Source organism: Halomicrococcus gelatinilyticus (assembly GCA_024227995.1).
GTDB lineage: Archaea > Halobacteriota > Halobacteria > Halobacteriales > Haladaptataceae > Halomicrococcus > Halomicrococcus gelatinilyticus.
The window spans coordinates 1,203,893-1,226,070 of the sequence record CP100465.1 but is presented as its reverse complement, the minus strand read 5'-3'; the positions used below and the strand labels follow the sequence as shown (position 1 = coordinate 1,226,070).

25 protein-coding genes and 1 other RNA gene are annotated in these 22,178 nt (G+C 69.3%); 14 read left to right on the top strand and 12 right to left on the bottom strand.

All coding sequences use genetic code 11. The annotated features are described in order from the left end of the window. Positions 1-4: 4 nt before the first annotated feature. Positions 5-400: a hypothetical protein gene (locus NKT36_RS06570; protein WP_327053157.1), complete on the top strand. Its 396-nt coding sequence runs from the start codon at positions 5-7 to the stop codon at positions 398-400. 588 nt (positions 401-988) lie between these two features. After that, positions 989-1,219, top strand: coding sequence for a hypothetical protein (locus tag NKT36_RS06565; protein WP_327053156.1), 231 nt, complete (start codon positions 989-991; stop codon positions 1,217-1,219). Positions 1,220-1,224: 5 nt separating this feature from the next. Here NKT36_RS06565 and NKT36_RS06560 read toward each other — a convergent pair whose 3' ends face one another. Together NKT36_RS06560 and NKT36_RS06555 are read right to left on the bottom strand one after the other, a co-directional pair. Beyond that, entirely contained in the window at positions 1,225-1,605 is a 381-nt protein-coding gene (locus NKT36_RS06560) for a DUF5811 family protein (RefSeq protein WP_327053155.1), read from the bottom strand. Between the two features lie 176 nt (positions 1,606-1,781). Next, a complete protein-coding gene (locus NKT36_RS06555; protein WP_327053154.1) occupies positions 1,782-2,252 on the bottom strand; it encodes a VanZ family protein in 471 nt (156 codons plus the stop codon). A gap of 94 nt (positions 2,253-2,346) precedes the next feature. On the opposite strand from NKT36_RS06555, the gene NKT36_RS06550 reads away from it, so the two are divergent. The 3 genes from NKT36_RS06550 (at position 2,347) to NKT36_RS06540 (ending at position 6,413) form a co-directional block, all read left to right on the top strand. Next, on the top strand, positions 2,347-2,901 hold the full coding sequence (locus NKT36_RS06550) for a GMP synthase subunit A (RefSeq protein WP_327053153.1): 555 nt from the start codon (positions 2,347-2,349) through the stop codon (positions 2,899-2,901). 130 nt (positions 2,902-3,031) lie between these two features. Further along, the gene (locus tag NKT36_RS06545) at positions 3,032-4,912 is read left to right on the top strand and encodes a DUF2070 family protein (RefSeq protein WP_327053152.1); all 1,881 of its coding nucleotides are present in this window, start codon (positions 3,032-3,034) and stop codon (positions 4,910-4,912) included. 112 nt (positions 4,913-5,024) lie between these two features. Next, on the top strand, positions 5,025-6,413 hold the full coding sequence (locus tag NKT36_RS06540) for an FAD-binding oxidoreductase (protein ID WP_327053151.1): 1,389 nt from the start codon (positions 5,025-5,027) through the stop codon (positions 6,411-6,413). 4 nt (positions 6,414-6,417) lie between these two features. Here the strand turns inward: NKT36_RS06540 and NKT36_RS06535 are convergent, their stop codons facing one another. The 7 genes from NKT36_RS06535 to NKT36_RS06505 all read right to left on the bottom strand — a co-directional run bounded on the left by NKT36_RS06535 (position 6,418) and on the right by NKT36_RS06505 (position 8,895). Then, positions 6,418-6,663 (bottom strand): DUF3194 domain-containing protein, encoded by a 246-nt coding sequence (locus NKT36_RS06535; protein WP_327053150.1) that lies wholly within the window; start codon positions 6,661-6,663, stop codon positions 6,418-6,420. Positions 6,664-6,666: 3 nt separating this feature from the next. Continuing rightward, the gene (locus NKT36_RS06530; protein ID WP_327053149.1) at positions 6,667-7,059 is read right to left on the bottom strand and encodes a prefoldin subunit beta; all 393 of its coding nucleotides are present in this window, start codon (positions 7,057-7,059) and stop codon (positions 6,667-6,669) included. A gap of 131 nt (positions 7,060-7,190) precedes the next feature. Then, positions 7,191-7,445, bottom strand: coding sequence for a KEOPS complex subunit Pcc1 (locus NKT36_RS06525; protein WP_327053148.1), 255 nt, complete (start codon positions 7,443-7,445; stop codon positions 7,191-7,193). A 1-nt stretch (position 7,446) separates the two neighbouring features. Then, positions 7,447-7,581 carry a DNA-directed RNA polymerase subunit P gene (locus NKT36_RS06520; protein ID WP_121817820.1) on the bottom strand — a complete coding sequence of 45 codons (135 nt, stop codon included), beginning with the start codon at positions 7,579-7,581 and terminating at the stop codon, positions 7,447-7,449. Continuing rightward, positions 7,578-7,856 carry a 50S ribosomal protein L37ae gene (locus NKT36_RS06515; RefSeq protein ID WP_327053147.1) on the bottom strand — a complete coding sequence of 93 codons (279 nt, stop codon included), beginning with the start codon at positions 7,854-7,856 and terminating at the stop codon, positions 7,578-7,580. Before NKT36_RS06515 ends, NKT36_RS06520 begins: the two co-directional genes overlap by 4 nt. 48 nt (positions 7,857-7,904) lie before the next feature. Beyond that, complete coding sequence (locus tag NKT36_RS06510) at positions 7,905-8,066, bottom strand: hypothetical protein (protein WP_327053146.1); 162 nt, start codon at positions 8,064-8,066, stop codon at positions 7,905-7,907. 109 nt (positions 8,067-8,175) lie between these two features. Next, positions 8,176-8,895, bottom strand: a complete 720-nt coding sequence (locus NKT36_RS06505) for a DUF2103 domain-containing protein (protein ID WP_327053145.1) — start codon at positions 8,893-8,895, stop codon at positions 8,176-8,178. 110 nt (positions 8,896-9,005) lie between these two features. On the opposite strand from NKT36_RS06505, the gene NKT36_RS06500 reads away from it, so the two are divergent. The 4 genes from NKT36_RS06500 (at position 9,006) to NKT36_RS06485 (ending at position 14,231) form a co-directional block, all read left to right on the top strand. Continuing rightward, positions 9,006-10,358, top strand: coding sequence for a hypothetical protein (locus tag NKT36_RS06500; protein ID WP_327053144.1), 1,353 nt, complete (start codon positions 9,006-9,008; stop codon positions 10,356-10,358). Positions 10,359-10,416: 58 nt separating this feature from the next. Continuing rightward, an RNA gene (rnpB, locus tag NKT36_RS06495) (RNase P RNA component) lies at positions 10,417-10,807 on the top strand. Positions 10,808-11,165: 358 nt separating this feature from the next. Continuing rightward, a complete protein-coding gene (locus NKT36_RS06490; protein WP_327053143.1) occupies positions 11,166-13,613 on the top strand; it encodes a heavy metal translocating P-type ATPase in 2,448 nt (815 codons plus the stop codon). 78 nt (positions 13,614-13,691) lie between these two features. Beyond that, the gene (locus NKT36_RS06485) at positions 13,692-14,231 is read left to right on the top strand and encodes a hypothetical protein (protein ID WP_327053142.1); all 540 of its coding nucleotides are present in this window, start codon (positions 13,692-13,694) and stop codon (positions 14,229-14,231) included. On the opposite strand, the gene NKT36_RS06480 is transcribed toward NKT36_RS06485, so the two are convergent. Continuing rightward, positions 14,228-15,529 (bottom strand): outer membrane protein assembly factor BamB family protein, encoded by a 1,302-nt coding sequence (locus tag NKT36_RS06480; RefSeq protein WP_327053141.1) that lies wholly within the window; start codon positions 15,527-15,529, stop codon positions 14,228-14,230. The genes NKT36_RS06485 and NKT36_RS06480 overlap by 4 nt on opposite strands. A 189-nt stretch (positions 15,530-15,718) precedes the next feature. On the opposite strand from NKT36_RS06480, the gene NKT36_RS06475 reads away from it, so the two are divergent. Further along, complete coding sequence (locus tag NKT36_RS06475; protein ID WP_327053140.1) at positions 15,719-16,129, top strand: CBS domain-containing protein; 411 nt, start codon at positions 15,719-15,721, stop codon at positions 16,127-16,129. A gap of 48 nt (positions 16,130-16,177) precedes the next feature. Continuing rightward, positions 16,178-17,275, top strand: coding sequence for an aminopeptidase (locus NKT36_RS06470; RefSeq protein ID WP_327053139.1), 1,098 nt, complete (start codon positions 16,178-16,180; stop codon positions 17,273-17,275). A gap of 358 nt (positions 17,276-17,633) precedes the next feature. Here the strand turns inward: NKT36_RS06470 and NKT36_RS06465 are convergent, their stop codons facing one another. Next, positions 17,634-18,686 carry a matrixin family metalloprotease gene (locus NKT36_RS06465; RefSeq protein ID WP_327053138.1) on the bottom strand — a complete coding sequence of 351 codons (1,053 nt, stop codon included), beginning with the start codon at positions 18,684-18,686 and terminating at the stop codon, positions 17,634-17,636. A gap of 164 nt (positions 18,687-18,850) precedes the next feature. Between NKT36_RS06465 and NKT36_RS06460 the strand changes: the two genes are divergently transcribed. After that, positions 18,851-19,762, top strand: a complete 912-nt coding sequence (locus NKT36_RS06460) for a class I SAM-dependent methyltransferase (RefSeq protein ID WP_327053137.1) — start codon at positions 18,851-18,853, stop codon at positions 19,760-19,762. A 26-nt stretch (positions 19,763-19,788) separates the two neighbouring features. Further along, positions 19,789-20,547 carry a protein-L-isoaspartate O-methyltransferase family protein gene (locus NKT36_RS06455; RefSeq protein ID WP_327053136.1) on the top strand — a complete coding sequence of 253 codons (759 nt, stop codon included), beginning with the start codon at positions 19,789-19,791 and terminating at the stop codon, positions 20,545-20,547. Here the strand turns inward: NKT36_RS06455 and NKT36_RS06450 are convergent. Beyond that, positions 20,544-20,993 carry an Ig-like domain-containing protein gene (locus NKT36_RS06450; RefSeq protein WP_327053135.1) on the bottom strand — a complete coding sequence of 150 codons (450 nt, stop codon included), beginning with the start codon at positions 20,991-20,993 and terminating at the stop codon, positions 20,544-20,546. The genes NKT36_RS06455 and NKT36_RS06450 overlap by 4 nt on opposite strands. Before the next feature lie 76 nt (positions 20,994-21,069). Here NKT36_RS06450 and NKT36_RS06445 point away from each other — a divergent pair, with 76 nt between their 5' ends. Then, a complete protein-coding gene (locus tag NKT36_RS06445) occupies positions 21,070-22,101 on the top strand; it encodes an ATP-binding protein (protein ID WP_327053134.1) in 1,032 nt (343 codons plus the stop codon). Positions 22,102-22,178 lie beyond the last annotated feature (77 nt).

Sequence of the window (22,178 nt, the reverse complement as noted above, 5' to 3'; positions counted from 1 at the left end):
CACCATGACTGACCAAGAAGACCTTCTGAATGAGCTAAATCGGAAAATCGATGAACTGAGGCAGGACGTAAATCATATTCAGGGTGATACGAATATCATGGCAACCCTAAACAAAGAGAGGCATACTGATGATATAATAAATTTGATTGAAGGGAAGTTTGGACGTTCTGACCTCAAGCGGAAATGTTGGTACTATGCGGATGGGACTACTACTATATCTGATTTAACTGAGCTAACAGACTCGACACGGAGCACAATTGAAAACTATGTCTCCGAGCTCACAAGGCAGGGGGTATTAATTAAAGAAGATAGAGACGGAAATACCTGCTACGATAAGGCAGACATATCAACTAGAGTTGGTTTAGAAAACCGTATTGAGGATAGATTTGACGACCTGTGACTCTCTCCCCTGCGGTCTATTTTGGCGTGTGGGGAACGGCTCTGTTAGCTTGGACTGCTCTGTCGTACGAACATTACGGGAAGTGGCAGAGTCAATTGGAGGAACTGGGGGACAAGATTCGGTCTTACAACGCTCGGAACGGATATGACCAAAGCGTAGACCGTGATGATTTAGCCCGAGATCTACGGAATCCTCGGAAGAACAATAACCTGAGACGGTTCGCTGAAAATAATAATACTTCACTCAACCAGTACAAATCGGGGTTAAAGGAGAGAGTCGGAAATCCTGAATGGCACTATTGGAGTGTCGTTCTTCATGCAATCGGTCTCACAATCGTCTTCGGCGGAATTACCTATTTGGCACCGTGGGGTCTTCTACCTGCAGAAATCTATCTGCTAATTGTGTATGGTCTTCTCGTGATCAGTTTCGCTCTATATTGGTATATCTAAGGGGGACGAAACGGGAACGAATCACTCGGCTTCTGGGGGAAGTGACCGCCGCCTCTGGTACCGACCACTTGACCCACCGTTTAAGTGCGGGGTAATATTTTAGTCGCAAGCGACCCAACGATTGCACGGAGGGACGACCATGATGGGTCAGAGAAAACTCGGTAGTCGCATCGCTCGTTGGGCGACTGCACTCACCTACTACGACCTCGTCCTGGTCCTGTTGCCCATCCCCCTCCTCGTCGGCCTGTTCGCCGGCGTGACGCTGTCGATCCCGCTCCGGGTCGGCGTGGTGGCGGCGGCGACCCTGTCGGCCCTCATCCTCGCCGACGCCGTGTTCCGCAACCCGCCGACGGGCGGGCGGACGGCGTGACGCCTTCAGCGAGCGGTCGGCGTGACCTTGTTCTGCATCGCCTGCTTGACCTGGAGGGCGGCGCTCGCCGCGAGTCCGCGAGCGACCTCGTCGCGCTCGTCGGCCTCGATGAGCACGTTGTCGTCGCTCAGGTCGCCGGCGTCGGGTTCGAACCCGGCGCTGACCGGACGGCCGACGGGCGGCCGGACGGAGACCGTCGCCTGCGGGCCGGTCGCGCTCGTCGACACCTGCGAGCCGACGACGTACTCGTCGGGGAGGTACTTCCGGGTCAGCGTCGCGATGTCGGCGACGTTGTTCCGGAGCTGGCGCCGCTGGTCGGTGGTGAGGTCCTCGACGGCGACCTTGGAGACGTCGGGGCGGCCCGCGTAGGGGGTGTTTCCGTTCATCGATTGGCTGTCGCTATGTGCGACCGCGGTAAAAACCCGTCGCCGCCGGAAATCCTCAACGTCCACGTCGCGGCTAGCGGAGCGTACGTCCCGTTCGCCGACGATCGAAGCGTCTGCCCCGACGCGGACTCCTGCGACCGCCACCGTCTACGTCACCGCCAACGGAGCGGTCCGGATCAGGACCGGCGACCGACGACCCACCACCCGAGCGCGGCGACGACAGCGCCGACGGCGTTCGCGGCCAGGTCGAGCGGGTCGCACGTCCGGGTCGCCAGCGGCCCCTGGACGAGCTCGATGGCTGCCCCGTACGTCACCGCGAGGATGGCCGCAAGCGCCGTGGTCCGTCGCGGGCGACGACCGTCCAGCGCCGCCGCGAGCGCCAGCGCGAGTGCGGCGTAGCCGGCAGCGTGGAACCACTTGTCGACGCCGGCCCCGAGCGGGCCGGCCGCCCCGACGCCACCCGGCGCGCTGACGACGGAGGCGACGCCGATGGCGACCGCGACGAGGAGGGCGACGGCCCACCGCAGGCGGGCGCGAGCGGCGCTGTCCTCGGTGCGGTCGCCACCGCCGCCCGCGCGTCCGCCACCCGCGCGTTCGACGCCGCCCGCGCGTTCGCCGTTCCCTACTCCGTGGTCGCTGTCTCTCACGCAGCGAACGTGACCGGGTCCGGGAAAATGGGTTTCGGTCGGCCGCGAGCCGACGACGAGCCCTTTTTACGGCCCCCATCCGTACGGCCCGCCAATGACTCGAATCCTCGTCGTGGACAACCACGGCCAGTTCACGCACCTCGAACACCGTGCGCTCCGCGACATGGGCGTCGACACCGAGATGATCGACAACGACACGCCGGCGTCGGAGATCGACGCCGACGGCCTCGTCCTCTCCGGCGGGCCGACCCTCGACGACATCGGCAACTGTGCGGACTACCTCGACCTCGACGTGCCCGTGCTCGGCATCTGTCTCGGGATGCAGGCCATCGCCCACGTGCTCGACGGCGAGGTCGGCGAGGGCGACTACGGCGGCTACGCCGACGTGACGGTCGACGTCGAGGCCGCCGACGACCCGCTCGTCGGGTCGCTCGCCCCCGAGACGCGCGTGTGGGCCAGCCACGCCGACGAGGTCAAGGCGGTCCCGTCGGGCTTCGAACGTACCGCGACGAGCGACGTCTGCGGCGTCGAGGCGATGAGCGACGTCGACCGGGACCTCTACGGCGTCCAGTGGCACCCCGAGGTCGCCCACACCGCCGAAGGGGAGGCGGTCTTCGAGAACTTCCGCGACATCTGCGAGTCGCACTGACACGAGCCGGGTGACCGGCGGTCCGGCTCTCTCCACCGCCACTGCGTCCCGCGGTTACACGTCGCACGACCCCGAAGTGTGCAGGTCAGGAGCGGGATACTTTAACTTCCCCCGGCATAGCCTATCGACAATGACCGCGACCCAGAGTGACCTGGCGGACCTCTCACGGTACATCTTCCGCGCGCCGAAGTGGTACGCCAGCGTCACCTTCGCGCTGCTCATCGCCGCCGTCACCGGGGTCGGGGCGTTCGACTCCGCGTACGTCCTCCAGGACGCGTGGGAGGGCGTCTTCTTCATCGGCCTCCCCACCGTGGTGGCGAGTCTGTTCACGACGCCGGTCGACCGCCGCCTGGGCGGGCAGTTGACGTACAACCGGGCGTCGCTGCTGGCGCTCACCTGCGAGGTGCTCGTGGTCGTCGTCCTCACCGCGGCCGGCAGCATCGCGGTGTTCACGTCCTTCGGCCAGCAGTTCGTCTTCGACGCGCTCATCGTCAGCCTCGCGTCCGTGTTCGCCCTGCGCCTGCTCGTCGTCATGGCCGTCTCGCGCACCTCCTTCCTCGTCTCCACGGTGCCGGCGGGCATCCAGACGGGCGCGGCCGCCGTGCTCTTCTTCGTCTACAGCGAGACGGTCCGCATCCTCGAACTCGGCGGACCGCTCGTCCAGGACGTGCTCGCCCGCCCCGAGAAGGCACCCTCCGAGATATCGTCGGTCGTCAGGCCGCGCGACTTCATCCTGCTCGCCGCCGTCAGCGGCCTGTACGCGCTCGGGGTGTACGGCTTCCTCGTCGTGCTCGACCGTCCGTGGCGGCGCAGCCTCGGCGTCAGCATGCTCGACTTCCTCCGGGGGTTCATCGGCCACGTCGCGGAGGGGACCCGCGAACTGGAGGACTTCTTCGAGCAGATCGGCGAGGACGCCGTCGTGCCGGTCACGGTGCTCTCCTTCCGGCGCGCCGACGACGGGCGCGAGAAGGCGCGGTTCGTCCTGCCGATGATCCACCCCGGGCCGATGGGCGAGATCGGCGGCGGTAACCTCCCGAACCGCGTCGCCACCGAGGCGGAGGGCCTGGCGTTCCCGCCGCACGCGACCGCCGGGCACGACTTCAACCTGGTCACCGAGCGCGAGGTGGACGCCATCATCGACACCGCTGCCGAAGCATACGACCGCATCGAGTACTCCGACGCGGCGACCCAGAGCGTCCGCACGCGGTCGGGCGACGCGAAGATGCTCGGCCAGTCGTTCGGCGGCGACGCCCTGCTCGTGGCCACCTACTCCCCGGAGTTCGCCGACGACGTCGAGTACGCGGTCGGCCTCTCCGCGGCCGCGGAGGCGCGCTCGAACGGCCTCGACGACGTGATGCTCGTCGACGCCCACAACTGCAACAACGGCCTGCAGGGCGAGGACCTCGGCCACGTCTATCCGGGCAGCGAGCGCTCCTTCCAGATGATACAGGCCGCGCGCGCCGCCGCCACGGAACTGGCGGCGGTCGACGTCGGTCGTCCGCACCTCGGCGTCGCCTGGGACGAGACCGACTGGGGACCGCTGGACGGCATCGGTCCGCTCGGCATCCGCGCGGCCGTCCTGGAGGTGGCCGACCAGCGCACGGCGTACGTGCTGGTGGACGGCAACAACATGGAGCCCGGCCTCCGCGACCGCATCGTCGACGCGATCCAGGCGACCGCCACCATCGACGCGGTGGAGGTCATGACCACCGACACCCACGTCGTCAACCAGGTCGAGGCGTCGAACCAGGTCGGCGAGGCCATCGACGACGACGAACTCGTCGCGCTCGTCGAGGACCTGGTCGACGAGGCGGCGGCCGACCTCGAACCGGTCGAGGCGGGCATGGCGAGCGAGCGCGCCGACGTCACCGTGTTCGGCAACGACCGCACCGAGACGCTGGCCAGCCACGCCAACGCCGTCATCGCCATGGGGGCCGCGCTCGCCGGCGCGGTCATCCTGGCCGTCACCGCCATCAGCGTCCTCATCTTCTTCCTCGCGGCCCCGACGTGAGACACGGGTTCGGACCGTTTACTCCGGAAATCCGCCCCGGAACCGTGTGGTGGATGTGAACGATCGGCACGGTTATCGTCCAGTTCGGCGTACGTCCTCACGGTGGGGGAGCATGCAGGAGCCATCCGATTCGACAGTGGCGACGTTAGACGAGGAACTGGCCGGCGACCTGGTGACGCCCGACGACGAGGCGTACGACGAGGCGCGGCGCGTCTGGAACGGGAGCATCAACCGTCGGCCGGCGATGGTTGCGCCGTGTACCGGCGTCGCCGACGTGCGCGCGGCGGTCGCGTCCGCGCGCGAGCACGGCCTGCCGGTCGCCGTCCGGGGCGGCGGCCACGGCGTCGCCGGCGGGGGCACCGTCGACGACGGCCTCGTCGTCGACCTCTCGCCGATGGACTGGGTGCGCCTCGACCCGGAGAACCGCCGCGTCCGCGCCGGTGCGGGCGCGACGTGGGGCGACGTGGACCGCGAGACGCAGCCGTTCGGGCTCGCGGTGCCTGGCGGCGTCGTCTCCGACACCGGCATCGCGGGCCTGACGCTCGGCGGGGGGATGGGGCACGTCCGCCGGAAGTACGGCCTGAGCTGCGACAACCTCGTCTCTGCGGACGTCGTGACCGCGGACGGCGACCTCGTCACGTCGAGCGCCGACGAGCACGCGGACCTGTTCTGGGCGCTCCGCGGCGGCGGCGGGGGCGTCGGCGTCGTCACGTCCTTCGAGTACGAGTGTCACCCCGTCGGCCCGGAGGTGGCCACGACCTTCGTCTGGCACCGCGGCGACCGGGCGCGCGAGGCGTTCGCGTTCTTCCGCGACTACGCCGCGGAGGCGTCGAGGGCGGTGAGCGTGCTGCCGTTCTACGCCTGGGTGCCCGACGAGGAGCCGTTCCCCGAGGCGTCCTGGGGAGACCCCGCGGTCGTCTTCTTCGGTTGCTACGCCGACGACCCCGACGAGGGCGAGGACGCGCTCGCGCCGCTCGGCGAGTTCGCCGACCCGATAGTCGACTTCAGCGGTCGGATGTCCTACCTCGACCTGCAGAAGATGCTCGACGTGGACTACCCGCACGGCCGCTACTACTACTGGAAGTCGCTGTACCTCGACGACCTGGACGACGACGCCATCGACGCCATCGTCGAGACGTCCGAGAAGTGTCCGGTTCCGCTCTCGACCGTCGACCTCTGGCACCTCGGCGGCGCTATCGCCGACGTCGACGAGCGCAATACGGCCTACACCAACCGCGACGCGTCGTACCTGTGCAACTTCGAGGCGAACTGGGACGACCCGCGCGAGACGGACGCCGCCATCGAGTGGGTGCGCGACAGCGTCGAGACGATGCGCGACCGCTCGGCCGCCGCCGGCCTGTACGTCAACTTCGCCGGTTTCGGCGAGGACGACGAGCGGACCGCCTACGGCGAGAGCGCCGAGCGACTCCGGGCGGTCACGACCGAGTACGACCCGGAGAACCTGTTCGGCGGGGCGCGAACGGTCGCCCCGGAGGAGTAGTCGCCTACGCTTCCTCGTCGGCGAACAGCTCGTCGACCGCGGCGCGGGCCGCCAGCGCGGCGTCGTCGGCGACCGTCGCCTCGTCCGCCTCGGCGTCGGGCGCGTTGACGTACACGTCCACGTCGAGCACGCCGTCCTCGAACGTGACCGTCACGTCGAAGTCCTTGACCGACGACTGCTTGTATCGCGAAAAGATCAGGCCTTCGGCTGCTTCCGCAGCGGTCTGCACGACTTCTTCGTCGTCGACCATCGCTTACGCGCCGCCAGCGCCGCCCGGTCCGCCAGCGCCACCCGGTCCGCCGGCACCGCCGAGCATGTTCTGGAGCTCGGTCTGGAGCTTCTCGAACTGCTCCTGGACGCGCTCCTCCTGCTTCTCCAGCGTCTCGACGCGGATCTCGAGACTGTCGACCTTCTCGTCGAGGTCGTCTTTGGCCTCGTCGTAGCCGGTCTTGACGAACAGTTCGCCGACCTCGCGGAACATCGTCGTGTCCTCGTCGATGTCGTCGAGTTCCTCCAGCGCGGTCTGGGCCTCGTTCAGCTGCGTCTCGGCCTGGTTCTTCTGGACGGCGACCTGCTGTGCCGTGTCCTGAAGGTCCTGCAGTTCCTCGAGTTTCTCCTGTGCTTCCGGCGGTAGATTACCCTGCATACCTCCCACCTCGCGGCCCGGACAGAAAAAGCCACTCTTTGCGACTGCTCGAAAGAACGGCGTTCGGGACGCTGCTGTCGCCGGGCGATGGCGGCGTTCGGCCGTCTCGCGCTACCGTGGTGCGTTACTGTTCAGCGACGGACTATCTCGCCCAGGTTGGCGCTCTCCTCGGCGACGCCGACGAGCGTCTGCCAGGTGTTCAGCGCGGCGCGGAGCGCGACGAGGTCGTCGGCTTCGACGCGGACGACGACTGTCGACTCGTCGCGAGAAATGGTGGTCCGCGAACGTCCGCCCTCTATCTCCCCCACCTCCTGTTCGACGCTGCGGAGGACCGTGGTGGCGCGTTCGCCGGAGTCGTACTCGTACTCCAGGACGGCGTCGTTCACGTTACCGGACGTCGACTTCCTTGACGTCCCGACTCCGCTCTTTCAGCAGGACGCGGTGTCCGCAGTAGGGACAGCGGACGCCGCCGTACTCGTCCAGTTCCACGTCGCGCTTGCAACGGGAACACTTGTAGCTCATTCTTCCTCGGCCAGTGCCGCGCGGATGGAGCGTTTGACGGTCCGGCCGGCCGGCGTCTCGGGCCGGTAGGTGCCACCGGCGTACTTGTAGTCGCACCGCTCGCACTGCCAGATGCCGGTCCCCTGTCGGTCGACGGCCTCGCTGCCGCAGTCCGGGCAGACGTGGTCCTCGTGCATGTCCGACTCGATCTCGGCGACGCGCTTGCGCGCGACGCGACCGTATCGCGCCCCGAAGCGTCCGGCGCTGCCGGTTCGCTTCTTCGTGTCTTCGGCCATAGTACCGGGGAATTGCGCCAGAGGACAGATAAACCCTTTGAGTTCCCGTCACTCGTCGGTCGGCGGGTTCACCATCTCGTAGCAGATGACCAGCAGCGACCCCACCAGCCCCGCCACCGTGAGCGGTAGCGAGGTGAACTGTGCCGCGACGAACCCACCCCCCGAGAGGACCGGAATCGCGGCGAGGGCAGCGTCGTAGTGCGTCACCATCGGTGTAATTAGATATAATTAGACTCCGCCAAGAAGCTTGGGGCTTCGCAGTGGTTGGTGTGAACGGTTCACAACCGTTCGTGGGCGGCGTACTCCGGATTACCGTTTCTCACTGCATTCCGGCCTCGGCTAGCGCCTCGTTGAGGTCCTCGCGCACCCGCTCGCCGCGCTCGCGGTCCATCGCGGTGGTGACGACGCGGTTCTCCTGGACGCTGGAGCCGTCCCGCAGCAGCAGGCGAACGTTGCCGTTGCCGTCCGCCCGGGTCGCCTTCGCCCTGACGCCGGAGGGCGAACTCGACCCGCCGGCGCTGATGGGTCCCGGGACGACCTTCTTGACGTGGGGGTGCTGGGCGACGGTCCGGATGGCGGCCATCCCGTCGCGGTCGCCGATGAGCGTGGAGTGCGACCCGCCGAGTTTCTCCATCGGGTCGCGGTCGACGACCTCCAGCGAGCGGTCGTTCCGGCGGGCCAGCACCTCCTCGACGGGGTCCTCGTCGCCGACGCGGTAGAACTGGTGGTGCAACTGCGCTCGCGTCTCGCGCAGCGCCGCGCGGTCCCCGGCGGCGTACACCGTCTCCGGACGCTTGCGGCGTATCTCGTCGGCGACGCGACCGGCGAAGTTCCGCAGTTGCACTGTGCCCACCTCGTCGCCCGACTCGGGAATCGTCGTCACCGTCGTCTCTCCGAGCACCTCGTCCTCGTCGAGGATCGTCAGCGTCGCGCGGTCCTCGTCGAACGCGACGACCACTGCGTCGCAGTTGGCGGTGTCGCACGCCAGGCAGTAGTCGCCCGGCCGATCGAGGTCCGTGCCACACCGCCGACAGTTCATATCGGACGATGGCGCTGGGTCGGGATAAGTTCGTCCGTTCGCGGTGCAGTGACGATTCCAGTCTGCACGCCGAGGTGAAGATTCATGTCAATCGCCACACGACTACGACCATGCGCCGTCCGTCCCTCCCCTTCGTCCTCGTCGCGCTCCTCGTCACTCCAGCCATCGTCGCCCCCGCTCTCACCGTGCCCGCGGCGGCCCGCCCGCCGCCGGAACCCGTCTGCGAACCCTGTGGCGACGGGTTCGCCGACGAGTTGCAGTGGCACGGCGAACTGCACGACCTGAACGCCTCGGCGACCGTCACCGACGTCGAACGCAGCACGGCGACGGTTCGCGTCGACGAGAACGGCACCGTCGCCTGGACCGTCCGGAACCGCCTCGCGAACGGCGCCGCCGTCGAACTCCTCCGCGAGAACGGGACGGCGCTCGCCGCCGTCGCGGCGGACGCGACGCCCGGACGACTCCTCGACGCCCGCGTCACCACCGACGGCGTCGTCGTGCTCCGGTACCGGACGCCGGACGCGGCGGCCGTCGCTCCGGGCGGCGCAGTCCGGTTCGACCACTTCCGCGAGACGCGCAGCCACCACTTCGACGGCCTCGGTGCGGACCGACTCACCGTCCGCGGTCCGCCGGGAACCGTCGTCCGCGGCGCGCCCGCGGCGGCCGACGTTGATGGCAACGCGCTCACCCTGACGACCTACGGCGACGACGGCAGCGGGTTCGTCACCTTCGCACCGCCGGGCGTCACCGGCCACGCGCTCGCGGGAGTCGCCGTCGCGGACGCCGTCTGGTTGTCCGTCGCGACGAACCTGCTCGCCGTTGTCCTGTTTCCGGCGGCGCTCCTTCTGGCGGCGCTCGCCGGGACGGCCCGTCTCGTCGGTCGCGGCTCCGGCAGCGAGAGATGCGTGACCCGTACCGCCGCTGCCGTCGGTGGCCTCGGCGTCGTCGTCTTCGTGGCCGCCCTGCTGGCGCTCGGCGGCTTCCAGCGCCTGTTCGCCGCGGCCGTGGCCACGGCGCACGTCGCGCTGGCCGCCCTCGCGCGCTCGGACGTCCGCCCGACGCTTCCCCGCGCCGTGGCCGGCGTGGGCGTCGCGGCGCTGGTCGGGTTCGCGTCGGCGCTCGGAATCGCTGCATTCGTCGCGCCGTGGTATCTCGAACAACTCGCCACCGGGACCTACTACGCGGTCGACCGGGCCGGCGTCGCGGCGTTCGCCACCCTGTGGCTCCTCTCGATGGCGGTCGTCGGCTACGCGGCCGCGGAGCGCAGGTATCGTCGCGTGGCGGTCGTCGGTCCACCGGTCGCGCTCGCCGTCTGGAACGCGCTCCGGACGCCGCTGACCTATCCGCAGAATCATCTTTCGGTGGTCCTGCTGGCGGTGCCCGTCGTCGTGGCTGCCGTCGTCGTCGTCTTCGGCCTGCCCGCGTTCCTCCTCGGGCGAGCGGTGGCGGCCGCGGCGGAGTAGCGCGGCCCGGAATCGCGCCAACCGAACCCCTTAAGCGAGCGCACTGTTTATTTCCACTGGCAGAGGGAGCCCGGTTTCCGCGGTGTGCGCGGCCTCGCCGCGCGCGTACGGTGTCGGCATCGCCGGCACACACGTGAGGAAAGTCCCCCCACCGTCCGGGCAGGCGACCGGGCGCAAGCCCGGAGTGGGAGACCACTGGCTCTGGAACAGAAACGAGACCGCTCCGCGTGACCGATGAGGTGTGCGAACCGACCCGCAAGGGAAGGGAGTTGACCCACCGAGGGTGCGTGGCGTCGCCACGCCGTGCCACTCGGCACGTCGACCGCGGAGAACGGATGGAACGGCGAATCCTCGCCGGTGCAAGTCCGCGCCACCATGGTAGCCCGGACGCGGCGCGGACGCTCAGCCGAATACCGGGCCGAACAGAAGGGGGCTTACTCCCCTCAGCCGCTTCAGATGCCGAACGCGAGTATCAACAACGCGACCGCTACGAGCACTTCGAGGACGACGACCAGCACGGCCGCACTGACTTTCACGGTACGCATACTGCCTGTTGCGGTTCCCATACGTCTCGTTCAACGCATCGTGTACCCCCTCAATAAGTGAGAACGATGGTTGACAACCGTTTCCACGTTCAACGCCGGATTACCGCGGTTGAACGGTCCTGAACCGTCGTCGAACGGTCGCCTACCACGAACTGCCGCCGCGATGTTATTAACTAGCACTCGGCTAATTGTTACGTCTTAGCAGTTATCCGGTCATCTGTGACAGGAGGATTAATAGCTTCGTGGCGACTACCCCCGTCCAATGAGCGACACCGACGACGGGGCGGACACGCTACGCCTCTCCGTTCCCGACATGGACTGCCCGTCCTGTGCCGGCAAGGTGACCGGCAGCGTGGAGTCCGTCGACGGCGTGGAAGGCGCCGACGCGCAGGTGACCGCGGGGCGACTCGACGTCACCTACGACGCCGGCCGGACCGACGAGGATGCGGTCCGCGAGGCGGTGGAGAGCGCCGGCTACGAGGTCGAGGCCGGGGGCACCGAGACGCTGTCCGTGCCCAGCATGGACTGTCCGTCCTGTGCCGGCAAGGTCGAGAACGCGCTCGACGGTGCCGACGTCGCGGGGTACGAGACCCAGCCGGCGACGGGACGGGTCGTCGTCGAGACGGGCGCGGCGTCCCGCGACGACGTCGTGTCGGCCATCGAGGGTGCCGGCTACGAGGTCGAGGCGGACGACGACGCCGAGTCGCCAGCCTCCGTCTGGAGGAGTCTCCGGGCCCTGAAGACCTGGGCCGGCGCGGCGCTGCTCGTCGCCGGCCTCGTCCTCGAATTCGTCGCACCTGCGGCGAACGCCGAACTCGCACGCGCCGCGGGCGTGACCGTCACCGCCGCGGACGCCGCCTTCCTGTTCGCCGCGGCGCTCGCCGGCCAGGCCGTGCTCCGGAACGGCTACTACTCCGCGAAGAACGCGAGCCTCGACATCGACCTGCTGATGAGCGCGGGCATCCTCGGTGCCGTCGCGGTCGGGCTCTACTTCGAGGCGGCGACGCTGGCCGTCCTCTTCAGCATCGCGGAACTGCTCGAGCAGTACTCGATGGACCGCGCCCGCGACTCACTGCGGGAGCTGATGGAGCTGTCGCCGGACACCGCCACGGTGGTCCGGGACGGCGAGGAGGAGACGGTCCCCGTCGAGGCCGTCGACCCGGGCGAGACGGTGGCCGTCCGCCCCGGCGAGAAGGTGCCCGTCGACGGCGTCGTCCGCGAGGGAACCAGCGCCGTCGACCAGTCGCCGATCACGGGCGAGAGCGTCCCGGTCGGCAAGGCGGTCGACGACGAGGTGTTCGCCGGCACCGTCAACGAGGAGGGCTACCTCGAGGTGGAGGCGACCTCGGAGGCCGACGAGTCGACCATCTCGCGCATCGTCGAACTGGTCGGCGACGCCGAGAAGCACCGCACCGACCACGAGCAGTTCGTCGACCGGTTCGCCGCCTACTACACGCCGCTCGTCGTCGCGCTCGCCATCCTGACGGTCGCGGTGCCGCCGCTCGCCTTCGGCCGTCCGTTCGAGACGTGGTTCGTCCGGGGGCTGACCCTGCTCGTCGTCGCCTGTCCCTGCGCGTTCGTCATCAGCACGCCCGTCAGCGTCGTCTCCGGCATCACCAGCGCGGCGCGCAACGGCGTGCTCGTGAAGGGCGGCGACCGCCTCGAGGCGATGGGCGAACTCGACGCCGTCGCCGTCGACAAGACGGGCACGCTGACGAAGGGCGAACTCGCGGTGACCGACGTCGTCGGCCTGAACGGCAACAGGGAGGAGGACGTGCTCGCGTGCGCCTACAGCCTCGAACGCCGCAGCGAACACCCCATCGCGTCCGCCGTCGTCGAGCACGCCGCCGAGCGCGGCAGCGACGACGATCGCCCCGTCGAGGACTTCGAGAACCTCCCGGGGAAGGGCGTCCGCGCCGACATCGACGGCGTGACCCACTACGCCGGCAAGCCGGCGCTGTTCGACGACCTCGGCTTCGACCTCGGACACACCCACCTGACGACCGACGGCGGGGAACTCTCCCTCGCTGCCGACGACCGCTGCGCCGAGCGCGACGACTGCCTCGACCTGCTCGCGGAGGTCGTCCCGAAGTTCCAGCGCGAGGGCAAGACCATCGTGCTCGTCGGCACCGAGGACGAACTGGAGGGCGTCGTCGCGGTCGCCGACGAGGTCCGGCCCGGTGCCCGCGAGGCGGTCGCCCGCCTCCAGGACCTCGGCATCGAGCGGGTCGTCATGCTCACGGGGGACAACGAGGGCACCGCCCGCGCCATCGCCGAGCAGGTGGGCGTCGACGACTACCGCGCGGAACTGCTCCCCGAGGACAAGGTCGCGGCCGTCGAGGAGCTCGGCGCGGACGGCGTGGCGATGGTCGGCGACGGCGTCAACGACGCGCCCGCGATGGCCGCCGCGACGGTCGGCGTCGCCATGGGCGCGGCCGGCACCGACACCGCCATCGAGACGGCCGACGTGGCGCTGCTCGGCGACGACCTCCGGAAGCTTCCCTACCTCCGCGACCTCGCCCGGCAGGCCAACCGCGTCATCCGCCAGAACGTCTGGTCCAGCCTCGCCGTGAAGGCCGTGCTCGCGGTGGGCGCGCCGCTCGGCTTCGTCACCGTCGTCCACGCCATCGTCGTCGGCGACATGGGCATGAGCCTCGGCGTCACCGGTAACGCGATGCGCCTCGCCGGCGTCGCCCCCGACGACGACTGACGCGAGCCCCGGTCGATGACTCAAACGCCGACTTGACCCTGCGGAGGAAATTTCCCCTCGCGAACAGTCCAGTCGGACATGACCGACTCCACCCGGCGCGCCCTCCTCGCTGCCATCGGCGCGGGCGCGACCGCCGGTTGCCTGGGTGGCGACGACGAGAACGTCGCCGCCCCCGACGACGTTACCGACACGACGACGGACGCCCCGACAGACACCACCACGACCGACCCGGAGTCGGGTGGTACGTCGACGGACGGTCCGACCGCACCCGACGCCGACCACTCGATAACCGTGTCCAACGAGGGCGACAGGCGGCAGACGGTCCACCTCCGCGTGTTCCGGCACGCGACCGGTGAGACGGTCTTCGGCGGGACCACGACCGTCGGCCCCGGAAACGAACGGGAACCGTACAACCTGGCGCGGGCCGGCCCCGACGGGGTCGAGTCGTTCACCGTCTGTGCGACCGCCCCCGCGACCAGTACGACGACCACCGCGTCGCCCGCCGTCGAAGCGTCGAGCAGCAACTGCGTCACCGTCAAGACGAGCCAGTGCTACGCCCACACGCTCGTGACCGTCTCCGACGACGGGTCGGTGCAGGTCACGTACGCCATCTGCTAGAAGAGGCAGTGGCCGGCGACGCCGGCCGAACAGGCCTCGAAGGCGTAGGCTCGTCCCGAACTGGAAACGACGACCGCGAGGCCGTCCGAGAGCGAGAGGGAAGCGTAGACGGGGCTACTGCTGGCGCTAGCGAACCCTTCCCGCTCCCCGGTCGTCGGGTCGAGGGCCGCGACGCCCGTGCTGTCGTCGTCGTGGACGCAGACGTAGAGTGCGTCGTCCGTGACGGCCGGCGTGCCGGGGTACACGTTGTCGGCGCCCGCGTAGCGCCAGACCTGCTCGCCAGTCGCGGCGTCGCGGGCGACCAGCGTCCCGAGGTTCTCGCGGTGGTAGACACGCCTGCCGGCGGCGGCGATGCGCCGCCCGAACCGACTCCCGTCGTCCGTCGTCCGCCAGTCCTCCTCGCCCGAGGCGGCGTCGAGCGCGACGACGTGGAAACGTTCGTCGCTCGGTGACTCTATCGATGCGTACACTCGCCCGTCCGCTAGCGTCGGCGGACCGTAGACTCGAACCTGCCTCCGCCATCGCACCGTACCGTCCCGGGCGTCGAGCGCGACGACGCCGTGGTCCAGCACGCCGAGGTAGACGACGCCGTCGGCGTACGCGGGCGGGAAGGTCCACGGGTCGCCCGGTCGTGCGTCCAGCGCCGCATCCTTCGCCGGCACGTACCGCCACCGCACGTCGCCGCTTTCGGCGTCGACGGCGTACAGCGCCTCCGGCGCGTCGGCGTCGTTCGTGGTGCTCGCGGTCGGGGCGTACACCGTCCCGTCGACGACGACCGGGTGGCCGGTGCGCTGGATGCTGTTCGTCGGACCGCCGCCCATCGGTACGTGCCACCGCTCCTCGCCATCCGGCGTGAGACTGTACAGGCCGTCGTACGCGACGACGTAGAGCGCCCCGTCCGCGAACACGAGCGAGTCGAGGTAACGTGCATCGGAGGTGTCGACGCCTGCCAACGTGGTGACCGTGACGTCCCGTCGCGTCTCGCCGCCTCCGGCGTCGAGGACGCGGAGCCCCACCCGGACGTTCTGTCCGGAGGGCCACCCGGACGCGTGACCGAGATACACGCGGTCGTCGACGAGCACCGGCGACGGCGTGTGGTAGCTCTCCGGGACGTCGGCCGACCACCGCACGGTGGGGTCCGACCCCGGGCCGCGCCGCCGCGGCGCGTGGCCGGTGTTGCGGTCGTCGTAGCCGGCGCGGTACCAGCGCCCGTCGACCGGGTCGCCGTCGGTACAGCCAGCGAGCGCGCCGAGAGCGCCGGTGCCGAGGGCCGCGAGGAACGTCCGTCTGGAGGGCACGCACCCAGGTACGTGCTGCCGCGGGAAATGTTTTCAGGTGGGTCGAACCGCTCAGGAAGGCCGTCGCGGAGGCGGCGACGACGAACTCCACCCAGCGGCGATATCAGGGAGTGAGCGTTCGACAGTCGGTGTAACCGACGAATTTACCGCCACGTCCGTCGTACGGAGACCCTGGGGGTTCCCATGTCAGTGAACGACGTCGTAGTCACGGAGGTAATCACGGCGGACAGCAACACCGCGCTCGCGGACGTCGCGGCGCGGATGCGGAGCGAGAACGTCGGGAGCGTGCTCGTCCTCGACGAGAGCGACCTGGTCGGCATCCTCACCGACCGGGACGTCGCGCTCTCGCTCGCCGACGACCCGGACGCGACCGACCGCACGGCGGGCGACGTGATGACCGCGGACCCGGTGACGGTCGCGCCGGACGCCAGCGTCTTCGAGTTGCTCGAACGGATGGACGCCGCGGGCGTTCGACGGATGCCGGTGGTCGCGGACGGCTCCGTGGAAGGTATCGTCGCGCTCGACGACGTGCTCGGACTGCTCGCCGCGGAGTTCGAGGACGCGATGGACGTCGTCGACCGCCAGTCGCCGGCGTTCTGACTCCCGGGAATCGCCGGGGTTTTTCTGCCCGCCAGCGACGGTGGCGGTATGGACGAACGAATCCACGAGCACGCCGAGGTGCTCGTCGACTGGAGCGCGCGGATCGAGGCGGGCGACGACGTGGTGCTCTCGGTCGACGAGGGCGCTCACGACCTGGCGGTCGCGGTCGCGGAGAAACTCGGCGAGCGCGGCGCGAACCTGGTGGCGACCTACGACGCGGGCGAACTCCGGCGGGCGTACCTCCGCGCCCACGACGACGAGTTCGAGGTCGACCCCGAGTTCGAACTGGCGCTGTACGAGAACGCCGACGCCGTCCTCTCGCTCGGCGGCACCCGGAACACGACGGCGGCCGCCGACGTTCCCGGCGAGCGACGCCAGGAGTACTCGACGGCGCGGCAGGGCGTCCGCGAGGCGCGCCTCTCGACCGACTGGGTGAGCACGCTCCACCCGACGCGGGCGTACGCACAGCAGGCCGGCATGGCATACGAGGAGTACCAGGACTTCGTCTACGACGCCGTCCTCCGCGACTGGGGGTCGCTGGCCGACGAGATGGCGAAGATGAAGTCTATCCTCGACGAGGGGAGCGAGGTCCGTCTGGTCTCCGGCGGTACCGACCTGACGATGTCCATCGAGGGTCGGACGGCCGTCAACTCCGCCGCCTCCGTCGCCTACGACTCGCACAACCTCCCCAGCGGCGAGGTGTTCACCGCGCCGTACGACCCGGAGGGCGAGGTGGTCTTCGACGTCCCGATGACCATCCAGGACCGCCGGGTGCGGAACGTCCGCCTCACGTTCGAGGACGGCGAGGTGGTCGACTACAGCGCCGAGACGGGCGAGGACGCGCTCGACGACGTGTTCGAGACCGACGCGGGTGCGCGCCGCCTGGGCGAACTCGGCATCGGGATGAACCGCGGCATCGACCGCTTCACGGACAACATCCTCTTCGACGAGAAGATGGGTGACACCGTCCACCTCGCGGTCGGCCGGGCGTACGACGCCTGTCTGCCCGAGGGCGAGTCGGGCAACGACAGCGCCGTCCACGTCGACATGATCACCGACGTGAGCGAGGAGTCGCGCCTGGAGGTCGACGGCGAGGTCGTCCAGCGAAACGGTACGTTCCGGTTCGAGGACGGGTTCGAGGGTTGACGCGACGGCTTTTGGTGCAGCTTTTGCGAGCGAAGCGAGATAAAAGGTGCGCGCAGGTCGTCCAGCGAAACGGTACGTTCCGGTTCGAGGACGGGTTCGAGGGTTGACGCGACGGCTTTTGGTGCAGCTTTTGCGAGCGAAGCGAGATAAAAGGTGCGCGCAGGTCGTCCAGCGAAACGGTACGTTCCGGTTCGAGGACGGGTTCGAGGGTTGACGCGACGGCTTTTGGTGCAGCTTTTGCGAGCGAAGCGAGATAAAAGGTGCGCGCAGGTCGTCCAGCGGAACGGCGCGTTCCGGTTCGAGGACGGCTTCGAGGGCTGACGCCGGACTCCGGTCTTTTCGCGAGCGGTGGAAAAGGCTAGTCCCACCAGTCGCTCCGCCGGTTGTCGTAGGAGTCGTCGCGGAGCGGCGGTGCGAGCTCCGACTCGTCGAGCCCCATCCCGTAGCCGAGCCAGTAGCCGACGTACCAGCCGACCGCCTCCGTGTCGACGCCGGCGATGGAGACGTTCAGTCGCTCGTAGCGCTCCAGTTCGTCGTCGCGGTCGGGGTCGACGCCGCGGACCGAGCCACACGACCCTCCTGCGCCGCCGGTGCACTGCAGGTCGTCGGGGAACCGGACGACGACGTCGGCTTCGCTCCGGAAGCGAGTGAACTCGAACGAGACGTTCGACGGGACGGTGCCCGCCGCGCCGTCCGCGTAGTACGCGAGGGCGTGGCTGACCTGCTCGTGGACCGCGGCCCGGTCGCGGTCCGGCGTCGGGCCGAGGTAGACGGTCAACTCGCTGTCGGCCCACGGGAGCGGTCGTTCGGTGGCGTCACGTTTCGGTGCCGTCGCGAGGATCGCTTCCCCGTTCATGATGGACTGCGGCGCAGAGTCGTGGTCCAGTCCCAGCGTGTGGCCGAGTTCGTGTTTGAGGACGAGCGCGGTCGATTCGTTCGCGAACGACGCGTCGACGTCGACCTTCATCGGCCGGTCGACCTCGGCCGACTCGGTGACGTACGGCGCACAGCCGGCGGCGTGCTCGACGTTCGGGCAGGAGGTTACCTCCTCGACGAACCGGACGACGAGGTCGGGGTTCTCGGCGTCGGGGTCGAGTTCGTACTCGATCGGGTAGCCCGCGTACTGCTCGCTGTTGTGCTCCCAGTAGCCGAGTGCCTCCCGAAGCGGGCCGGTGAAGTCTCGTTCCGGGGCACCTGGTTGCTTCACGGCAACCGTGAGCGTCGCCTCGCCCCACGGGTTGTCGGGGGGGACGTCCGCGCTCGTCGTTCGCGCTCCGCGGTCGGCCGTCTGCGACGTTCCTGCGGTGTCGACCGACGTCGTTCCGCCGTCCGCCCAGTCGTCGTCGAACTGGATCCCCGAACAGCCAGCGAGCACGACGAGGACGACGAGAACGATCGCGCGCCACCTCATGTACACCCTTTCGTACACCGAAGAACGTATCAAGCTTTCCGGCATGACGTGACAATTTACCGGGATGACGCCGTCGACATTCGGTCGACTCCCGCCGGAATCTACCCGTCCGTGCAGCCGTCGGTGGGACGGCGTTTTTGTCGCTGGCGCGCCAGCGAGGGGATATGGACTATCGCGAACTCATCCTGCTGTGGGCCGCGCGCGAGACTGGCGTCCTCGACGCGGTGATGCTCCACGCCGGCACGCCCGAGGCGGTCGCCGAGGAGGCGGGCGTCACCGGGCGCGCCGCGCGCATCACCCTGCAGGCGCTCACCGAGATGGGGTTCCTCGAACGCGTCGGCGACGAGTACGAGGCGACCAACCGCGCGCTCGGCTTCTTCGCCACGACCGACGTGCGTTCCGTCGGGTCGGTGCCCCACCAGCTCGACTGCCTCGACCGGTGGTTCCAGCTCCCCGAGACGATGCGGACCGGCGAGCCGCCGGCGAAGCCCGACGACTGGACCATCAACCTCGCGGGTGCGATGGCCGCCGTCGACGAGGCCACCGTGCGCGCCAGCGTCACCGAAGCGATGCACGAACACCCCGACGCCGAGCGCGTCCTCGACGTGGGCGGGGGCCCGGGCGCGTTCGCGCTGGAGTTCGTCGCCCGCGGACTGGACGTGACGCTCGTCGACCGCCCCGAGATGGTCGAGGCCGCCGAGCGACGCCTCGCGGACGAGCCGGTCGAACTGGTCGCGGGCGACGCCACCGACGACCTGCCGACGGGGTTCGACATCGCGTTCTGCTCGCGGGTCGCGCACGCGCTCGGTCCCGACGAGAACGGCCGACTCCTCGCGAACGCGTTCGACGCTCTCCGCCCGGGTGGGGCGGTCGTCCTGGTCGACCGCCTTCGCGGCCGGTCCGACGACGCCGCGCTGCTGGGTGCCCACATGCTCGCCCAGACGGCGAACGGCGACGCCTACACCGTCGACCGGGTCACCGGGTGGCTCGACGACGCCGGTTTCGTCGACGTCGACGTGCGCGATGTTCCGGGGACGGACCGCCAGGCTGCGACCGGACGCACGCCGCGCGATTGAAGAGCCTCCACCCCGAACGGCTCGACATGGACTCCGCGGTGTTGCGCGACGACATGGTGGACAGCCTCGAGCACGAGACGAAGGCGCTCGTGCAGAGCGAGGCCGTCGCCACCGCGCTCCGGACCGTCCCCCGCCACGAGTTCGTCCCCGCCGACGCCGACCGCGGCGCGTACCTCGACCAGTCGTTCGACTACCGCGGTACCCGGACGCTGTCGCCGAGCACGGTCGCGCGCCTAGTCGAAGCCCTCGACGTCGGACCCGACGACTCGGTGCTCGTCGTCGGCGTCGGCGTCGGGTACACCGCGGCCGTGCTCGCCGAGATCGCCGGCGAGCGCAACGTTCACGCCGTCGACATCACGCGAGCGATCGTGTACGACGCCCGCCGGAACCTCGAATCGGCGGGCTACGGCGGCGTCTTCGCCGACTGCCGGGACGGCGCCGACGGCCTCCCCGAGTACGCGCCGTTCGACCGGATCCTCGTCGAGGCCGCCGCCGTCGAGCCACCGCGGGCGCTGCTCCGCCAGCTCGCGCCGGACGGCCAGCTCGTCATACCCCTCGGCAGCGGCGACCAGCACCTGGCCGTCGTCGAGTGCGAGGCGGCCGACCACCCCGAGGTCGTCGACCGCTGCGGGTCGGTCGCGTTCGCACCGCTGCTCGTCGAGGGCGAGCAGTCGGGCGCTATCGAGCGCAACCGGACCGCACGCGAGGACCGCGAGCACGCCGAGCGCCACGCGCAGGTCCAGCGCGGCTGGGAGCACGAGTGGATCGACTGGGACGACGGCTAGTCGTCGACCACCAGTATCCTCGTGTTCTCCCGCTCGTCGGCGAACTCGCTCCCCGCCGGCGGCTTGATGTCGATTTCGAGCGTTCCCTCCTCCTGGTTCGGCCCCAGTTTCGGGTCGACCGAGACGGTCACCGTGCCGTCCTCGTCCGTCGTCGCCGTTCGCACCTCCGCCAGCCTCGCGGTGGCGCTACGGACGACGACCGTCGCGTCGGCGACCGGTTCTCCCTCGGCGTCGACGACCGCTATCTCGACCTCCGTCGGACCGGGCGAGACGACCTCTGGCGACGGCTTCGCGTCGAGTTCGCTCACGGAGAGGCCGCCCACCCCCGAGAGCATGTTCATCATCACCGACAGGCTCGCGACGCCGACCACGAGCGCGATGACGAGTCGGATCGGCAGTCCCTCGATGGCACGGTCGTCCGAGCGGAAGCGTTCCAGTGCACGCATGGCCCGGTCTGGTCCCGGCTTCCCTCAAGAAGTCTCGCACGAGGGTTTATAGCCGAAGCCGGGACCACGGCGTGGTGTGACGCGAGTGCTCGGCCGAACGGAGGGTGACGGTGCGACCGGCCACCTCGGCGCGTACCGTGCGCGCGACGGGAGCGCAGGTACGCCCGTCCACGTGGACGTCGATAGGCCGCACGCCACGCTGGTCGTCGGCAAGCGCGGCTACGGCAAGTCGTACACACTCGGCGTGCTGGTCGAGGAGCTCGCAGCCACCGAGGGCGTCGTTCCGGTCGTCGCGGACCCGATGGGCGCGTTCCGGACGTTCGCGGATGCCCGGCGCGACGTCACGGTCGTAGACTCCCCGCGCGCGACGGCGGACGCGCTCGCGCCGCAGGCGTGGTGCGACCTGCTCGGTCTCGACCGCGAGAGCGCCGCCGGGTCGCTCGTCTGGCGTGCAGCGGTCGAGTCGTCGTCGCTCTCCGGAATGCGAGAGTGGGTGCGCGAGGCGGCCGCGCCGGACGCGACCCGGCGCGCGGCCGCGAACCACCTCGCCCTCGCCGACTCGTGGGACGCGTTCGCCGCGGACGGCCTCACGGCGACCGAGCTCACGGCGGCGTCCGGCGTCGTGCTGGACCTCTCGGGGTACGACCGGGCGCCGATGAACGCGGTCGTCGGCTCCGTGGCGTCCGCGCTGTACGACGCCCGCGTCGCGGGCCGCGGACCGCTCCCGTGGCTACTGGTCGACGAGGCGCACGCCTTCTTCGACGGCGTCGCTGGCCCGGCGTTGCGGACGATCCTGACGCGCGGGCGCCGCCCCGGCGTCAGCCTCGTGGCCGCTACGCAGCGCCCCGACGCGCTACCGGACGTCGCCGTCTCGCAAGCCGACCTGCTCGTCGCCCACCGCCTGACGTCGCGCGCCGACCTCGACGCCCTTTCGCGCTCCCGACCGACGTTCATGGACGCCTCGCTGGCCGACCGGATGCCGGCCGCGCCCGGCGAGGCCGTGGTCGTCGACGACGCGACCGAGACTGTCCACTCGCTTCGCGTTCGCGAGCGCGAGGTACCACACGGGGGTGAGAGTCCGCGAGCGGGCGAACTGCGAAATCGATAGTGACGCCGACGGTTCCGGACGGCGAGCGGTCTCTCGACAGTCCAGGACGCGGACGCGAAGGGCGTCGATACCGTCCT

What these genes read in the sequence shown, in the direction of transcription:
- NKT36_RS06570 (WP_327053157.1), top strand. Translation starts at nt 5, where the DNA reads ATGACTGACCAAGAAGACCTTCTGAATGAGCTAAATCGGAAAATCGAT.
- NKT36_RS06565 (WP_327053156.1), top strand. Translation starts at nt 989, where the DNA reads ATGATGGGTCAGAGAAAACTCGGTAGTCGCATCGCTCGTTGGGCGACT.
- NKT36_RS06560 (WP_327053155.1), bottom strand. Translation starts at nt 1,605, where the DNA reads ATGAACGGAAACACCCCCTACGCGGGCCGCCCCGACGTCTCCAAGGTC.
- NKT36_RS06550 (WP_327053153.1), top strand. Translation starts at nt 2,347, where the DNA reads ATGACTCGAATCCTCGTCGTGGACAACCACGGCCAGTTCACGCACCTC.
- NKT36_RS06545 (WP_327053152.1), top strand. Translation starts at nt 3,032, where the DNA reads ATGACCGCGACCCAGAGTGACCTGGCGGACCTCTCACGGTACATCTTC.
- NKT36_RS06540 (WP_327053151.1), top strand. Translation starts at nt 5,025, where the DNA reads ATGCAGGAGCCATCCGATTCGACAGTGGCGACGTTAGACGAGGAACTG.
- NKT36_RS06535 (WP_327053150.1), bottom strand. Translation starts at nt 6,663, where the DNA reads ATGGTCGACGACGAAGAAGTCGTGCAGACCGCTGCGGAAGCAGCCGAA.
- NKT36_RS06530 (WP_327053149.1), bottom strand. Translation starts at nt 7,059, where the DNA reads ATGCAGGGTAATCTACCGCCGGAAGCACAGGAGAAACTCGAGGAACTG.
- NKT36_RS06520 (WP_121817820.1), bottom strand. Translation starts at nt 7,581, where the DNA reads ATGAGCTACAAGTGTTCCCGTTGCAAGCGCGACGTGGAACTGGACGAG.
- NKT36_RS06515 (WP_327053147.1), bottom strand. Translation starts at nt 7,856, where the DNA reads ATGGCCGAAGACACGAAGAAGCGAACCGGCAGCGCCGGACGCTTCGGG.
- NKT36_RS06510 (WP_327053146.1), bottom strand. Translation starts at nt 8,066, where the DNA reads ATGGTGACGCACTACGACGCTGCCCTCGCCGCGATTCCGGTCCTCTCG.
- NKT36_RS06505 (WP_327053145.1), bottom strand. Translation starts at nt 8,895, where the DNA reads ATGAACTGTCGGCGGTGTGGCACGGACCTCGATCGGCCGGGCGACTAC.
- NKT36_RS06500 (WP_327053144.1), top strand. Translation starts at nt 9,006, where the DNA reads ATGCGCCGTCCGTCCCTCCCCTTCGTCCTCGTCGCGCTCCTCGTCACT.
- NKT36_RS06490 (WP_327053143.1), top strand. Translation starts at nt 11,166, where the DNA reads ATGAGCGACACCGACGACGGGGCGGACACGCTACGCCTCTCCGTTCCC.
- NKT36_RS06485 (WP_327053142.1), top strand. Translation starts at nt 13,692, where the DNA reads ATGACCGACTCCACCCGGCGCGCCCTCCTCGCTGCCATCGGCGCGGGC.
- NKT36_RS06470 (WP_327053139.1), top strand. Translation starts at nt 16,178, where the DNA reads ATGGACGAACGAATCCACGAGCACGCCGAGGTGCTCGTCGACTGGAGC.
- NKT36_RS06465 (WP_327053138.1), bottom strand. Translation starts at nt 18,686, where the DNA reads ATGAGGTGGCGCGCGATCGTTCTCGTCGTCCTCGTCGTGCTCGCTGGC.
- NKT36_RS06460 (WP_327053137.1), top strand. Translation starts at nt 18,851, where the DNA reads ATGGACTATCGCGAACTCATCCTGCTGTGGGCCGCGCGCGAGACTGGC.
- NKT36_RS06455 (WP_327053136.1), top strand. Translation starts at nt 19,789, where the DNA reads ATGGACTCCGCGGTGTTGCGCGACGACATGGTGGACAGCCTCGAGCAC.
- NKT36_RS06450 (WP_327053135.1), bottom strand. Translation starts at nt 20,993, where the DNA reads ATGCGTGCACTGGAACGCTTCCGCTCGGACGACCGTGCCATCGAGGGA.